General features: G+C 50.6%; 13 protein-coding genes. 12 read left to right on the top strand and 1 reads right to left on the bottom strand.

Going from position 1 to position 15,346, the window contains the following annotated elements:
• Window positions 1-101: 101 nt before the first annotated feature.
• Window positions 102-821, bottom strand: coding sequence for a G1 family glutamic endopeptidase (locus RJP21_RS14640; RefSeq protein ID WP_310859914.1), 720 nt, complete (start codon window positions 819-821; stop codon window positions 102-104).
• A gap of 555 nt (window positions 822-1,376) precedes the next feature.
• Here RJP21_RS14640 and RJP21_RS14635 point away from each other — a divergent pair.
• From RJP21_RS14635 to RJP21_RS14580, 12 genes are all read left to right on the top strand, one after another.
• A complete protein-coding gene (locus RJP21_RS14635; protein WP_310859913.1) occupies window positions 1,377-2,432 on the top strand; it encodes an ATP synthase beta subunit C-terminal domain-containing protein in 1,056 nt (351 codons plus the stop codon).
• Between the two features lie 103 nt (window positions 2,433-2,535).
• The gene (locus RJP21_RS14630) at window positions 2,536-3,477 is read left to right on the top strand and encodes an acetamidase/formamidase family protein (protein ID WP_310859912.1); all 942 of its coding nucleotides are present in this window, start codon (window positions 2,536-2,538) and stop codon (window positions 3,475-3,477) included.
• A 102-nt stretch (window positions 3,478-3,579) separates the two neighbouring features.
• On the top strand, window positions 3,580-5,340 hold the full coding sequence (locus RJP21_RS14625; protein WP_310859911.1) for a sensor histidine kinase: 1,761 nt from the start codon (window positions 3,580-3,582) through the stop codon (window positions 5,338-5,340).
• The gene (locus tag RJP21_RS14620; protein ID WP_310859910.1) at window positions 5,325-6,677 is read left to right on the top strand and encodes a response regulator transcription factor; all 1,353 of its coding nucleotides are present in this window, start codon (window positions 5,325-5,327) and stop codon (window positions 6,675-6,677) included. The genes RJP21_RS14625 and RJP21_RS14620 overlap by 16 nt, the downstream gene beginning before the upstream one ends.
• 266 nt (window positions 6,678-6,943) lie before the next feature.
• Window positions 6,944-8,671 carry an extracellular solute-binding protein gene (locus RJP21_RS14615; RefSeq protein ID WP_310860263.1) on the top strand — a complete coding sequence of 576 codons (1,728 nt, stop codon included), beginning with the start codon at window positions 6,944-6,946 and terminating at the stop codon, window positions 8,669-8,671.
• 108 nt (window positions 8,672-8,779) lie between these two features.
• Window positions 8,780-9,670 carry an ABC transporter permease gene (locus RJP21_RS14610; protein ID WP_310859909.1) on the top strand — a complete coding sequence of 297 codons (891 nt, stop codon included), beginning with the start codon at window positions 8,780-8,782 and terminating at the stop codon, window positions 9,668-9,670.
• Window positions 9,671-9,685: 15 nt separating this feature from the next.
• Window positions 9,686-10,573, top strand: coding sequence for a carbohydrate ABC transporter permease (locus RJP21_RS14605; RefSeq protein ID WP_160042228.1), 888 nt, complete (start codon window positions 9,686-9,688; stop codon window positions 10,571-10,573).
• A gap of 30 nt (window positions 10,574-10,603) precedes the next feature.
• Window positions 10,604-11,878 (top strand): Gfo/Idh/MocA family protein, encoded by a 1,275-nt coding sequence (locus RJP21_RS14600; protein WP_310859908.1) that lies wholly within the window; start codon window positions 10,604-10,606, stop codon window positions 11,876-11,878.
• A gap of 441 nt (window positions 11,879-12,319) precedes the next feature.
• The gene (locus RJP21_RS14595; protein WP_310859907.1) at window positions 12,320-12,733 is read left to right on the top strand and encodes a YciI family protein; all 414 of its coding nucleotides are present in this window, start codon (window positions 12,320-12,322) and stop codon (window positions 12,731-12,733) included.
• Complete coding sequence (locus RJP21_RS14590) at window positions 12,730-13,989, top strand: RNA polymerase sigma factor (protein WP_310859906.1); 1,260 nt, start codon at window positions 12,730-12,732, stop codon at window positions 13,987-13,989. The genes RJP21_RS14595 and RJP21_RS14590 overlap by 4 nt, the downstream gene beginning before the upstream one ends.
• A 341-nt stretch (window positions 13,990-14,330) precedes the next feature.
• Window positions 14,331-14,729, top strand: a complete 399-nt coding sequence (tnpA, locus tag RJP21_RS14585) for an IS200/IS605 family transposase (RefSeq protein WP_310859905.1) — start codon at window positions 14,331-14,333, stop codon at window positions 14,727-14,729.
• 4 nt (window positions 14,730-14,733) lie between these two features.
• Window positions 14,734-15,346: nuclease/transposase family protein (locus RJP21_RS14580; RefSeq protein WP_483874791.1), on the top strand; the 613-nt coding region annotated here is incomplete at its 3' end.

The raw sequence follows: 15,346 nt of genomic DNA, 5'->3' as shown, positions 1-15,346 counted from the left end.
GGCTTAAAATCAAGCCAAACGAATAAAGACCAGCTTACATAAACCGTAAGCCGGCTTTTTACGTTTTTCACCCTGCAACCGGGCAAGCATGCCAAGAGAAACTACGAGCTTTTGGGCAAGGCGGCATCGCCCAAAGAACGCCCTACGGTGTTTTTGACCTGAAAAGCGTCTCCCCTGCGGTTAGGGGCGGTCGGAACCGACGTAATGTGTTCTCCCTGAAGCATGATGCCAAGCTCGGCGGTCGTCAGTTTTGGACTGCGGCCATTCAAGCGGCAGCTGGAAAAGCGGACGGTTGAAATACGGGCCAACCCGGATATGGCGGACCCCACCTGCGGCGCCTCGACGATCCATTCCGCGGAAGACTGCGGCCCGGTGTAACGTTTTGTCGTACGGAACGTCCAGTTTTGGGATGCGTTCCGCAAATAAATAAGCCAGGTCGAACCTCTGATTTTCGAAATGACGGCTTGAATCCGGTCGCCCGGATGGACGGGATAAGGGATCGGCGTCATAACCGCCGGCAGGATTTCCCACCATGCATAGTAGCGGGCTTTTCCGTTTACGAAGTCATGTCCGGTTCCCACTTGAATCAGGCTCGTATTGCCGAAACCGTCAATCCCGATCCAAGCGGATGAATAAGTAGTGTGCGAGCTGGATCTCACAACAGGGACGATCCATTTTGCGGATATGCGACGAAAGGACTTGGACCGTCCGGACACGGCGTAACCGCTCCAGTTGGCGGAGATCCATCCTACGCTGTTTAAGCGGGGTTTTCCCGGCCTTGATCGTACGCATGATCTATGAAAAATGTTCAACGATTCCACCACCTCTTTTGTCGGATAATCTATCCTATTGCGCTATTGGAAGAGTTGCGTGGGGGAATGAAGGTTATTAAAAGCTTGTTTTCTTGTCATTCGGGTCATAGAAAAATAGTTGCGCGGATCTCTCGACCATAACTTTTTATCCGATCGTTGTGTTATATAAACAGGGAATAACTTGGAGAATGGGGGACCCTTTGGATGACTATTAACTGGGCAAGCGTTATTGTTGCGTTTATATTTATAGCGGTCGTTGTTCTATCGGTCATAGGTTTGCTGCGCTTTGTGTTCAAAAACCGATAGCTTTCTAGTGGGTTGGGCAAAATCTTTGCCTTGGAATATTCGTAACCGTCCTTGTGAGAAAAGCCGAAACGTCGCGTGATCCGGATCAAGGGTGTTTTTTCTCTTTATCATCCAGCAAAGGCTGGCAAATGGAAAACTGCTCGATGGAGCGGTTTTTTTTGTCTGCAAATTTTTCTATCGTGTGAACTCCAAAGAAATATATTTACTTTTAAACGAAAATAAATTACTGTATAAATCAAAATAGGGAGGTGGGGATTTATGGAAGAACTGCATTTGAACGTTTCCCTGCTGCGCGCCAGAATTCCGAATTTAACGGTCGCGGCCCGCTCGGCGGGATTAAGGCCTGCAACGGTATCCAACCTTTGTACAGGCAAAATACCGGTCGGGAGGGCGGAGGTTCGCACGCTTGCGGCGCTTGCGTCCCTTGCCGGGTGTACTATGGACGAATTGCTCATTCGCGGCCATCCGCTGGGCATGCTCGAAACGGGAATCAAGGTGCTTGATTTATTGGCTCCCTTGGTCAAAGGCGGCACCATCGGGCTGGTGGCCCGCCAGAACGTCGGGCAGCTGGCATTGCTGACGGAGCTCATGCACCGGTTCAAAACAATGGATCATGCAACCGTATTTTGGAAGCCTGCGGAACATACGAAAGGCATCGATGAGTTGATTCATGAAGCGGAAGCTGTATGCGATACAGCCGCAGCAACGTATGAGCGGATTCTTCAATATGCCAAAAGCAGGGATGTCATCTTAGGGGCCGACCGCGCCATGGTATTGTCCGGCGAGCTGTTCGACCTCGAAGCACAACTGAAGTCGGCCGGCATTCGCCCGGTCACGACGATTTTGGTTGACGTTAGCGGAGAATCGGTTGATGAAGAACTTCCCTTTGGCCCGCTGGATACGTTTTTGCGTTTCGATGCGGAATTGACGACAAGAGGGCTTTTTCCGGCCATCGATCCCGTTGCGTCCACTTCGGTTATGCTGGAGGGAGGACAGTTAGAGCCGCTGCATTTATCCATCCAACAACAGGCCAGAAAATTAATGCGCCGTTACCGGGATTTAAGGCCTTTGGTCCTTTTTCGGGGTGAAGAAAAGCTCCCGGAATCCGAAAGAGTCCTGTTCGAGCGGGGGGAGCGGCTGGAAGCGTATTTATCCCAACCTTTTTACGTCGCCGAGCCGTTTACAAGGAAAAAAGCGGAATGGATTCCTGTCCGGGATACTTTGGAGGATGTGAGGATCATTTTGGAGGGGGGAGCGGATCACGTTCCGGTGGAGGACATCCATTTTGCGGGACGTTTCATGGCAAAGGTGTAGGGGTGGTACTTTTTGAATCACGGTTGGTTTGAATCATTCGACATAACGGTAGTTCGGGTGATCCCGGAGATATTAAACCCAGCTGAAGTGGAGGCGAGGTTTTATGGCTTTGCATAAGATGGATTTGACTCAGGAAGCGCTCATCGGGAGTTTGACGAAAGAGGTTCCGCCGCTGCTAACCGTCTCTTCCGGAGATTCCGTCTGTTTTAGCCTCCCGGATGCGGCTTGGGGATTGGGCGCGGCCTATACCGACCGAAAAAAGCCTTTTGCAAGAAGAGAAAAACTGGACGGAGGGCATGCCTTGTTCGGCCCCATTTTCGTAGAAAACGCCAAGCGGGGAATGACCCTTGCGATCCACTTTGAGCGGATCATTCCAGGCAGCTACGGTTTTACGGCCGCCGGGCAGTACCCGAACTGGCAAAATCAACAATTGCATCTGACCGATTTTCGGGAAATTATATTGAACTGGACGCTGGATCAAGAAAAAATGACGGGAACATGCCGCATCGGCGGAAAAACATATATGACTCCGCTTCGCCCTTTTATGGGCGTAATCGGGATGCCGCCGGAGGACGCCGGGGTTCATTCAACTTGGCCGCCCCGTTTTTGCGGAGGCAATATCGATTGCAAGGAGCTGGTAAGCGGCAGCACGCTGTATTTGCCTGTTCCGGTTGACGGGGCCTATTTGTCCATCGGCGACGGACATGCGGCGCAGGGGGACGGGGAAGTAAGCTGCCAGGCGATCGAATGCCCGATGGACGAGGTGGAGGTGAGGCTTCAGCTTTTGGAGGACGTCCGGATAAAAAATCCGCGGGCGAACACGCCTGCCGGCTGGATTACGTTCGGCTTCCATGAGGATTTGAACGAAGCGACGGTGCAAGCCTTGGACGGCATGCTTGATTTAATGGGGGATTTATACGGGCTGAACCGGGTTCAAGCGATGGCATTGGGCAGCACCGCGATCGATCTTCGGATCACCCAAATCGTCAACGGGGTGAAGGGCGTGCATGCCTGCCTTCCGCATGACCGGATAACGCAAAAATAACGCATTCGGAAAGAATCATCCAAAAGGATGGTTCTTTTTTTGTGAATCATTATACTAAAAGAATACAAGATTCCATGATCTTAGCATTCGCGGGAGGTACTTATGAAGCTGCAGGCGGCGGGAAAGGCGTCCAAATGGTATGTTTATCAAAAAATCGTCATCGTTTTTATTTTATTTTTGCTTCCCCTCATTTCCATGAACATTTGGTTGAATTACAAGGGCATGTCCGTGACGAAAAGCGCGATTTTGAATTCCTCTCAGGCAGGGGCGTCCTTTTATTCCAAACAGCTCGACAAAGAGCTGTATTTCATTCGGAATTTGCAGCTGCAGCTGATCAATGACAAGGATTTGCAAAAGCTAAGCTTCCGCGGAAGCCTGCTGGAAGATTACGAGGAGGTGGAGCTGATCGACCAGGTCAGGGATCGTCTCTCCACGCTGATGGCCTCCAGCGAATATGTGGTGAACAGCGGGGTATACGTCGAATCCGTGGCAAAAACCATTTCGATGAGTTCGGGAGTTACAGGCACGCCCAACGATGAAATGATGCAAATCACGTCGCTGCTCAAAATCACGCCGAAGCCTTCCTTTTACCTTAGCGGCAACCGGATATTCCTGATTGAAAGCGCAAACAACAACAGCATTGTGACTTACATCGAAATTTCCAGGCCGATGCTGCTGCAGGCGTTAAATGAAATCGCGAAATTATACCCGGAATCCGAGGTGCTGCTCGGGAGCAAAGAATTCGGGACGATGCTGACGACGGCGAAACAAACCGACGAATCCACGGAAATTTTGAAGCTGACGGATGAGGAAAACGCAAACCCGGATCGGCCGCAAATCAAAAAAGCGCATGGAGTCAATTATTTCATTACCCGCAGCAACGTCGGCTCGCTCCACTTGTCGATGATTATGTACGTGAACCAAAATGAGCTTACCCGTCCGTTAAGCCAATTTATTACCTGGTTTTATACGCTGTTCATTATCGCGATCATCGTGATGATCCTCTATTCGTTTTCCGTCAACTTGATGATTCACCGGCCGTTGTCGAAGCTGGTCAAAGCCTTTCATATGATCGAAACCGACAATCTCAACATCACGATCGAATCGAAGACGAAAGACGAATTCCATTACGTGTTTAACAGTTTCAACAAGATGGCGCGCCGGCTCAAAAATTCGATCGAGGAAAACTACGAGCAAAAAATTGCTCTTCAGCATTCCCAATTGAAGCAGCTTCAGTCCCAAATCAATCCGCATTTTTTGTACAACAGTTTTTTTAATATTTACATGATGTGCAAAGTGGGGGACGCCGACAGCGCCGCGGAGCTGTCCCAAAGGCTCGGCAGCTATTATCAGTACATTACGAGAAGCGGTGCCGACGAGGTTCCGTTCTACAAGGAATACCGGCACGCGCTCGATTATTGCGATATTCAGTGCATCCGGTTTTCCAACAGGGTGTCTTTTGCATACGACGAGGAGACGGAAATTCCGCCTTCGATTACGGTGCCGCGGCTGATCATCCAGCCGATCGTGGAAAACGTGTTCGAGCACGCTTTTGAAGACGGCATGATGGAAGGGAAGGTGTTTATAAGCACGGAGTACGGGGAAGGGAAACTACGCGTCTCGGTCGAAGATAACGGAAATCTGGCCACCGATGAAATGATCGGGCAATTGAGCGGCAAGCTTGCCGTGGATTCAAAAACGATCGAAAATACGGGGTTGATCAATGTCAATAACCGTTTAAGGCTTAAATACGGGCCGGAAAGCGGCTTAACGGTCACGCGAAGCAGGCATGGCGGCTTAAAAATAGATCTGATCATTATTCTCGAAAGCATGAAGGAGGCGGCAGCATGTACCGATTGTTAATCGTGGACGACGAGCCGGTCATCGTCAATGGATTGATTCAGCTTTTTCAGGAGAACACCGAATTCGAATTGGATGTATGCAAAGCCTACTCGGCTGCGGAAGCGCTGAAAACCGCAAAAAAAATGAAGCTCGACATCCTCGTCAGCGACATCCGCATGCCCCAGAAAAGCGGACTGCAGCTGGTCGACGAAATCGTCTATTATTGGCCGCACTGCCGCATCATCTTTTTGACCGGATACAGTGAATTCGACTACGTTCAGGAGGCGCTGCGCAAACGAGCGGACAATTACATCTTGAAAACCGAAGGGATTGAGCCGATCTTTCGTGCCGTGAAAGATGCATGCCTTAAGCTTGACGAGGACAACCGCCGCAGAATTCAGGAGGAAAAAGCGAAAATGCATTTTCAAATCGCGGCTCCCGTGCTCAGAAACGAGCTGGTGGGCAGGATTTTGCGCGGAGAGACCGCTTCCGATTTGCTGTCCGAGGCAAGGTATGAGGAGCTGAACTTTCGGATTAACGCGACAGATCCGGCATTTTTTGTCATGGGCACCGTGGACGGTCCGGAGGACGCGAACAGGAAGAAAGCGATCGTTTCGGTGCAAAGGGCCTTCGGCAATTACCTGCCGGAATCGATTGCCTGCGAGCCTTCCGTTTTGGAGGAGGGGATCCTCGTTTGGCTGCTCCAGCCCCGGGAAGAGCTGCTCGCCCGTTTTTTGCCGCCTGAACCGGAGGGGTCTTGTTGGAGAGGATTCACGGCATATATGAAAGGGATCTTGGAGCTGGTGCAAAACGAATGCGAAAGCCTGCTTGGCGCGTCCGTCTCTTTTGGCATTTCCGGGGAGTTAGGCGAGAGCTGGACTACGATTCTTAATCAGTATGAAACGCTGCTCGGGGTTCTGAAATCCAGGGCTTCGCTCGGCCAAAACATGATCGTGATCGATATCGAAAACGCGAACAGGCATCAGGAGGTTTTGGACGATCCGGAGCAAATGAAGCAGGAAGACATGAAATCATGGGTCATCGGGCAAATTCAAAGCTATGTCCAAAATCATCTGGCGGGTGACGTGTCCCTGACGGCAATCGCGGAAAAAGTGCATTTTAATCCGTCCTACCTGTCGCGCTATTACAAACAAATGACGGGACAAAATTTGCTGGACTACATCCAGTCGAAAAAGCTGGAGGCGGCCGTGCACCTCATGATGCACACCAACCTGAAGCTGAACGAAATCGCCGCCCGCGTCGGGTTTGATTCGCAGTCCTATTTTACGACCTTTTTCAAAAAGAAGACGGGGATATCCCCGCAGGAATACCGCAGTTCAACCGAGAGACGGGGATAACGGAACCAAGCCATTCTAGAAAGGATTATGCAAAAATCCAAAGAGCGACTATCCATCGGCGATATATGGAGTGAAACGGTTTCGTTTCGTCAATATACTGTCCCGAGAGCGGCCGGAATCGAATTTTTGTAAAATCCTGAAAAAAGTAAATAAAGTGAAAGAGAAGTAAAAAACTCAAAATTGATAGCGTTTTCTTCTGAAACCTATAATTAAACACATAAAGCAATTGGCATTTCAGCATAGACAAAGGGGGAAACGCGTTGAATATGAAAAAAATCAATCCATGGAAAATGATTTTGCTCGTCACGATGTCGCTTTCGTTATTTACGGCATGCTCCAGCCAAGGCAAGGAATCGGCAAACTCGGCTGCGGAACCGTCCTCCAAAGAGGAAAAAAAGAGCTCGGACGCGCCGCCCGAACCGCTCGGCAAATACCCCGAAACGGTGACGGTGACGGAAGTGCTCGGCTATAACCCTCCGGAAGACCCGCGGACGCCGAAAGGCATTACGCCGGAACAAAACGCTTACCTCAAAGATTTGAAAGACATGCTTAACATCGAAGTCAAGTACAAATGGACCGTTCCGTCCAGCCAATTCGAGCAAAAGTTCTCGCTGGCGATGGCTTCGGCCGACCTGCCGGACATTATGGAGCTCGACCAGAAAAACTTTGAAAAGCTGAAAAAGCAAGGCATGTTGGCCGACCTGACGGCAGCCTACAACGATTACGCTTCGCCTGAACTGAAAAAATACATGGATTCCGACGGCGGCTTCGCCATGAAGACATTCTCCGAAGACGGCAAGCTGCTCGCGATCCCAGCCTTCGAGGACCCGTTCCTCTCGACGCAGCTGCTCTGGCTCCGCAAAGATTGGCTCGATAATTTGAAGCTGCAGCCGCCGAAAACGATGGATGAGCTGGACAAGGTTGCCGAAGCCTTCGTGAAAAACGACCCGGACCAAAACGGCAAAAACGACACGTACGGGGTATCCCTGCAAAAGAATCTGTTTTTCTGGGCATACGACCTGAGAGGATTCTTTAACGGCTTCGGTGCCTATCCTTCGATCGGGGACAACCAATCCGCCTGGATCAAGGACAGCAGCGGCAAGCTGGTCCCGGGACTCATCCAGCCGGAAGTGAAAACCGCGCTTGCCAAGCTTCAGACCTGGTATCAGAACGGCATATTGGATAAGGAATTTGCATTAAAAGACGAAAACAAAGCGGTTGAAGACATTACGGCAGGCAAAGTCGGCATCGTATACGGCGAATGGTGGTATCCGAACTACCCGCTGAACCTGAACGTGGACAAGGATCCGAAGGCGGAATGGATTGCCGTTCAAATTCCGGGACTTGACGGTCCGGGCAAATCGCTTGTGCCGAAGATCCGGAGCGGAAAAGTATTCGCCGTAAACAAAAATATGAAAAATCCGGAAGCCGCCATCAAAATGATCAATTTCTATATCGAAAAAGGCAAAAAGAAATACATCGATCAAAACAAAGCGGAGAACGGTTACGTCTACAACTGGTTTAATCCGCGGATTTACAACCCGGCCCAAATCGATACGATTTATACCGAAGTCAACAAGGCGCTGGATGCGAAACAGACGGAAATTACGCTGGATGACGAAAACTACAAAAACGTTGCCGACGTCTTTAAAGCAGCCCAGGATTATCTTGCGGGCAACACGGCCAATGCCTCCAAAGGCGTAAACTGGGGTCAATATTTCAGCCGTGCCGCAAAAGACGGGGGCTGGGGAACGACGCGGCAAATCAAGGAAAGCGGCGCTTTCGTGAACAACGAGTTTTTCGGCCTGCCGACGGAAACGCAGGTTGAAAAAGGCGCCCAGCTCGACAAGCTGATGCAGGAATCCTTTACAAAAATCATTATGGGCGGTTCCCTGGACGAGTTCGACAAGTTCGTTCAAAGCTGGAAATCTCTTGGCGGCGATCAAATCACCCAAGAGGTCAACGATTGGTACAGCAAAGAGGCTGCAAAATAAAAGCCATGCATAAGCTGCCGCAATGATCCTGAAAGTGATGAAACGGGAGGAGGAGCCTGATGAAGCCGGCGATTCCTCCCGTTTACGATTGAACGGGGAGGTCCATCTATGAGAACGCTGAAAAAGGAATATCTGCTCCATCTCATGCTGCTGCCCGGCGTGGTCGTGACGCTGATCTACGCCTACGGCCCGATGGCCGGGCTCGTCATGGCATTCCAGCAGTTTGAGCCGCTTTCCGGTTTTTTTCATTCCAAATTCGTTGGTTTTGACAATTTCAAATACGTGTTTAACATGCCGGATTTTAAGCAGGTGCTTTGGAATACGATTTTGATCGCCGTCATTAAGATGGTATTGTTCCTGCTTGTTCCACTGATTCTGGCCTTGCTTTTGAACGAGGTGACCAAGCGCTGGTTTTCGCGTTTTATCCAGTCGGCGGTATTTCTGCCTTTTTTCCTGTCCTGGACCGTGCTTGGCGGTGTCATTATCGAGTTGTTTTCGCTGAATGGTCCCGTCAACGGATTGTTGACGGCCATCGGACTGAAGCCGATCATGTTCATGCTCGATAACGATTGGTTCCGCGGCATCGTGATCGGGTCCGATGTCTGGAAAGGGATGGGCTACAACATGATCGTCATGCTGGCCGCCATTACCGGAATCAACGCGACGCTTTACGAAGCCGCCGAAGTGGACGGCGCGGGTAGATGGAAGCAAATGATCCATATTACGCTGCCGGGCATGGCGCCGATTCTGATTTTGCTTGGGGTGCTGAGCCTTGGCGGAATTTTGAATGCCGGGTTCGAGCAAATCCTGATCATGTACAACCCGACCGTATACGAGGGAGCCGATATCATCGATACGTTCGTATACCGATTGGGGATGTTCAGCCAACAATTCGGACCTGCCGCCGCCGTCGGACTGTTTAAATCCGCGATTTCTTTGGTGCTGGTATCCGTGACCTATTATGCGGCTTACAAATACAACAATTATCGGATCTTTTAGGCGGGAGGTAGAGAGATGCATAAACCTACGATCAGCAGAAGGATATTCGTCATATTCAATACGGTGCTGCTAACGGCGATCACGCTTCTCGGCATCATCCCGTTCATCCATCTCCTCTCGGTATCCCTCAGCTCGAATACGGCGGCGATGGCCGGCGAAGTCAAGCTTTGGCCGGTCGGGTTCAACTTCGACGCTTACCGCTACCTGGGGGAAAAGGTAGAGTTTTTCCGTTCGCTGGGCGTGTCCGTTGAACGGGTGGTGCTAGGGACGGCGGTCAATATGTTTTTATGCTTTGTGACGGCATATCCGCTGTCGAAGGCGGTGGACCAATTTAAGTATCGGACGGTCTACGTATGGTTTTTTGCGATCACGATGTTTTTCGGCGGTGGCCTCATCCCGACGTATATCATCGTGAAAAACACCGGATTGATTGACTCCATCTGGGCGCTGATTTTGCCGGGGGCGCTGAATGTATGGAACATGGTGCTGATGCTGAACTTTTTCCGCACCATTCCGCGCGAGCTGGACGAAGCCGCAACGATCGACGGCGCGGGACACTGGAGAATATTATGGCGGATTTATTTGCCGGTCTCCCTGCCGTCCATCGCGACCATCGGGTTGTTCACGATCGTGGGGCATTGGAACTCTTGGTTTGACGGCATTTTGTATTTAAACTCGCCGGAGAAATATCCGCTGCAAACCTATTTGTCCACGTTGATCATGTCGATCAATTCCCAGATGACTTCGGTTTCGATCGAACAGATCAAAGCGATGGAGAACCTGAGCGAGAAAACGCTGCAGACAGCGCAAATCTTCATGGGGGCACTGCCGATCATGGTCGTATATCCGTTTTTGCAGAAATATTTTGTTAAAGGCATGACCGTCGGAAGCGTCAAGGAATAACACAGTATTCGTAAGGAGCGGAGATAACGGATGAAAATGGTAAAGGTCGCATTGATCGGAGCGGGCCTGCGCGGCGTCAATTACATGGATTACGCACTGCAGCATCCTGCAGAGCTTGAAGTCGTGGCAGTCGCGGAACCGGTTCGGCAGCGGAGAGAGAATTTCAAGGCAAGGCATGGTTTGGCGGACGAGATGTGCTTCGAGCATTGGAATGATTTGTTTGCGCTGCCGAAGCTGGCGGATGCGGTCGTGATCTGCACGCAGGACAAACAGCATTTCGAGCCGACGATGAAAGCGCTGCAGGCGGGGTATCACGTGCTTTTGGAAAAGCCGATGTCGCCGGATCCCGAAGAATGCATCCGCATGGGCGACATGGCTTCAAAGGCCGGGCTTGTATTTTCGATCTGCCACGTGCTTCGTTACACGCCGTTTTTCAGTACGCTCAAAGCACTGCTGGAAAAAGAAACGATCGGCCGATTGGTATCGATCCAGCATAATGAAAACGTCGGATATTGGCACCAGGCGCATAGCTTCGTCAGAGGAAACTGGCGCCGGAAGGACGAGTCCAGTCCGATGATTTTGGCGAAGTCCTGCCATGATCTCGATATATTGCTGTGGTTGGCAGGTTCGGACTGCGTGAAAGTTTCTTCATTCGGCTCGCTCAGCCATTTCAGGGCTTCGGAAGCGCCTGAGGGAGCGCCTCTGCGATGTTTGGACGGATGTCCGGTTGCGGACGAGTGCCTGTATTATGCGCCGAATATCTATTTGACGGAGGATACGAACTGGCCGACCTCTGCCATTAGCGACGATATGAGCTACGATGCCCGCTATAAAGCGCTGCAGGAAGGGCCTTACGGCAGATGCGTCTATCATTGCGATAACGATGTTGTGGACCATCAGGTTGTAAACCTGGAATTTGCTGACGGGGTAACGGCCGCTTTTACGATGAGCGCGTTTACGAGAGATATCAGCCGCACGATCAAGCTGATGGGAACCAAAGGCGAAATCCGCGGAGCGATGGAGAAAAACGAGATCGAAATCATCCATTTCGGCAGCGGCAAGGTCGAGCGGATCTCTTTTGAAGATATGGGAGGCCATGTTGGGCATGGCGGCGGCGACATGCGTCTCGTGAAGGATTTTCTGAAGCTGGTGCGGACAGACGGTCAAAGCCAAGGTTTGACGTCGGCGAACGCCTCGGTTCAAAGCCACCTGATGGCGTTTGCGGCGGAACAATCCCGGATCGAAGGAAACATTATCGGATTGCGGGAGTTTAAAGAACGACACAGCGTACAAGAAGCGAAATAAGGTCACTAGCGTAAAAAACCTGTCGGGCATTGAAGCTCGGCAGGTTTTTTGCATAAGGATACCGCTAAAATCCGGCTTATACCCATCCTTGGCCCGATGCTGCTTCGTCTATATGAACTACTTGAACTACGGAGGGACTTTTTTCAATGATCATGCGCGGAAGTTCATGCAGGGATATCGCCCTCCAGCACGAATTTAATAGGGAGTTCCATGATAAATGGTCTTTATTTAAAAAAAACGTTAGATAGATTGAACTAAAGTTTGCATCGAACTTCCTGTTAAAAGGGCCCGATGCGGCCCTATAACCTTCATTTCTTTAGTTCATTCTATATAGATGTGTCGATTTGTCTTGTATTCATTCGTTGTATTCATAGAGGCCGGTCAATACCGGACTAAATTGAGCGGAAATCGGCCCGCTATCACATTGTGGAGGGAACAAACATGAGATTTATGATGATCGTGAAAGCTACAGCGGATTCGGAAGCCGGCGTCAAGCCAAGCCAGGAATTGCTTGATGCCATGCTGCGGTATAACGAGGAGTTGGCGAAAGCGGGAGTGCTGCTTGCCGCGGACGGTTTACAGCCAAGCTCCACCGGCATCCGGATTTCGTATCCGGAGCCTGGGGGGAAACCGAAAGTGGTGGACGGCCCCTTTACGGAAGCCAAGGAAATTATTGCGGGCTTTACGCTGATCGAAGTTAAGTCGCGCGAGGAAGCGATCGAGTGGGCGATGCGCATGCCTGATCCGCACGGCGGCGGACAAGGCGAAATTGAACTCAGGCAAATTTTTGATCCGGAAGAATTGTCTTCGGATGAAGACAAGCAAGAAAAAATAAAGGGGCAGTTTAGGCTGTGAGCATTTCTAACACAGGGCGTACGATTGATGCCATTTGGCGGATCGAATCTCCTAAATTAATCGCCGGGTTAACGCGTATGGTGCGCGATGTAGGTCTGGCGGAAGATCTGGCCCAGGATGCGCTGGTGATCGCGCTTGAGCGGTGGCCGGAAACGGGCATTCCCGACAATCCGGGAGCGTGGCTTATGACGACGGCCAAGCGGCGTGCGATCGATCTGCTGCGAAGAAACAAGCTTCGCGACCGAAAATATGAAGAGTTGACCCGCAGCGCCGAATGGTATAGGGAAGAGGATATGGACCGCCAACTTGATGGGGAGATCGGCGACGATCTCCTGCGCCTCATCTTCATGACCTGTCACCCGGTTTTGTCGCAGGACGCAAGGGTGGCGCTCACGCTAAGGTTGTTATGCGGACTTACGACGGACGAGATCGCACGGTCGTTTCTGGCGGCCGAAGCGACGATCGCGCAGCGGATCGTTCGGGCGAAGCGGACGCTCAGCGCCAAAAAGGTTCCCTTCGAGGTTCCGGTCGGCGAGGAGTTGAAGGAGCGAATGGCAGCCGTTCTTGAGGTCATTTACTTAATGTTCAATGAAGGGTATTCGGCAACCGCAGGCGAAAACTGGGTACGCCCGCTGCTTTGCCAAGAAGCGCTTAGGCTTGGCCGCATGCTTGCGGAGATTGCGCCGGCTGAACCCGAAGCGCATGGGCTTGTGGCGCTGTTGGAAATTCAGTCTTCACGGCTAAAGACGCGCGTCGGACCGGATGGCGAGCCGATCCTGCTCATGGACCAAAACAGGGCCAAGTGGGATCAACTGTTGATCCGCCGGGGGCTGGCTGCTCTTGATCGGTGCCAGCAGTTGGGAAAGCCGTACGGCCCTTACGCGCTTCAGGCAGCCATTGCAGCCTGCCACGCAAAAGCGATGTCGCCCGGGGAGACGGACTGGGTCCGAATCGCGGCGTTGTATGAAGCATTATCCCGCGCCATGCCTTCGCCGATCGTGGAATTGAACCGTGCGGTGGCGATAGCGATGGCGTTTGGTCCGAATTTCGGCCTCCAGATCGTCGATGAATTGAACAACGAGCCGTCGTTGTCGACCTATCATCTTCTGCCCAGCATTCGCGGCGACCTTTTGTACAAGCTGGACCGCTTCGAGGAAGCGCGCCTTGAATTTGAACGGGCCGCGTCTTTGACGAGAAACAACCGTGAGCGGGAACTGCTGCTGGCTCGAGCATCCGAGTGCATGGATAAAAAATAATTTTGCCGTTTGTCGATTTGGCGCTCCTTCGTTCGTCGTTCAAGTAAAGGCAGATGAAAGGCAGTATGCTGCCGAATCCAAACCCTGCCTGAAGGAGCGTGCTTTATGAGATATTTGCTGATGTTCAAATCGACGGCGTTTTCGGAAGCGGGCATAAATTACGATCAAGATTACAGTAATTGCCGACTGAAAGCCCACGGTTTTAATCGTGGGATGAAAGACGGCTTTGCCAGAACATCCCTTTATGGGATGGGAAGGGCAAACACATAGCACGTGTGCGTGTGTGCTTTTCTTTTTGTTTAATTGTTGTAGCTGTATGGTTAAACTGATACCATTGTTTTATGGGACAAGAATATAGACGGACAGCTACAACCGTATCTCTCATTAGTTATCATTTTGTTTTCTGCCCTCGTTATCGAAGAAAAGTGTTAGTAAAACAAGTGGAAATTCGATTCAAGGAGCTATTAGCTGAAATATGCCATCAGAATAACTGGATTATTGTGGCGATGGAAGTGATGCCCGATCATGTCCATCTGTTCCTGAACGGTCTTCCCACCGATTCTCCATCAGATGTTATGGCAAAAGTGAAAGGAGTGACCTCTCGAATATTAAGGCAGGAGTTTGAGCATCTTGCTCATTTGGCTAGTCTGTGGACACGTTCTTTTTTCGTGAGTACAGCTGGAAACGTATCAAGCGAAACGGTAAAGCGTTATGTTGAAGAACAAAAGAAAAGGGGGTGAACACATGCAAGTTTTAACCGTTAAGATACGCATATTTCCTGATCAACCAGCCACTTTAGTTCAATTGGGAAAGGAGTACATTCGGGTCGTCAATCAACTAACCGAACGGGCTGAACAACTGGGGGCATTTCCGAAAATGACGACAAAAGATGTAGAAACCATTCTTCCGTCTGCCGTTTGTAATCAAGCGATTCGTGATGCCAAAAGTGTTTTCAGTAAAATTAAGAAACTTGGTGTTCGTCCCATTCTTAAAAAACCTGTATATTTCGTTAACAATCAAAACTACACGGTATCCGAAAATACAGTGGCTTTCCCGATCGTTGTAGATGAAAAGACGAAGAAAACGACGTTTCGTGCTACAGCGACGAGTAGAGATATGGAGCTGTTAAGAAAAGCCAAACTTGGATTGATGCGTATCATTGAAAAGTCAGGGAAATGGTACGCTCAAATTTCGGTAGAAGTGCCTACAAGTGAAACAAACAACGAAAACATCATGGGGATTGATCTGGGTTTAAAAGTTCCTGCTGTTTCTGTAACTTCTACAGGTAAAACCCGATTCTTTGGAAACGGCAGACAAAACAAGTACATACGAAGAAAGCATGAGCAACGTAGGCGTA

Source organism: Paenibacillus sp. VCA1, assembly GCF_031583795.1.
Classification (GTDB): domain Bacteria; phylum Bacillota; class Bacilli; order Paenibacillales; family Paenibacillaceae; genus Paenibacillus_AQ; species Paenibacillus_AQ albilobatus.
The sequence above is the reverse complement of the archived record's forward strand: the minus strand, read 5'-3'. Positions and strand labels throughout refer to the sequence as shown.

Coding starts and splice junctions, on each gene's coding strand:
- RJP21_RS14635 (WP_310859913.1), top strand. CDS start 1,377: ATGGAAGAACTGCATTTGAACGTTTCCCTGCTGCGCGCCAGAATTCCG.
- RJP21_RS14630 (WP_310859912.1), top strand. CDS start 2,536: ATGGCTTTGCATAAGATGGATTTGACTCAGGAAGCGCTCATCGGGAGT.
- RJP21_RS14625 (WP_310859911.1), top strand. CDS start 3,580: ATGAAGCTGCAGGCGGCGGGAAAGGCGTCCAAATGGTATGTTTATCAA.
- RJP21_RS14620 (WP_310859910.1), top strand. CDS start 5,325: ATGTACCGATTGTTAATCGTGGACGACGAGCCGGTCATCGTCAATGGA.
- RJP21_RS14615 (WP_310860263.1), top strand. CDS start 6,944: ATGAAAAAAATCAATCCATGGAAAATGATTTTGCTCGTCACGATGTCG.
- RJP21_RS14610 (WP_310859909.1), top strand. CDS start 8,780: ATGAGAACGCTGAAAAAGGAATATCTGCTCCATCTCATGCTGCTGCCC.
- RJP21_RS14605 (WP_160042228.1), top strand. CDS start 9,686: ATGCATAAACCTACGATCAGCAGAAGGATATTCGTCATATTCAATACG.
- RJP21_RS14600 (WP_310859908.1), top strand. CDS start 10,604: ATGAAAATGGTAAAGGTCGCATTGATCGGAGCGGGCCTGCGCGGCGTC.
- RJP21_RS14595 (WP_310859907.1), top strand. CDS start 12,320: ATGAGATTTATGATGATCGTGAAAGCTACAGCGGATTCGGAAGCCGGC.
- tnpA (WP_310859905.1), top strand. CDS start 14,331: ATGGGACAAGAATATAGACGGACAGCTACAACCGTATCTCTCATTAGT.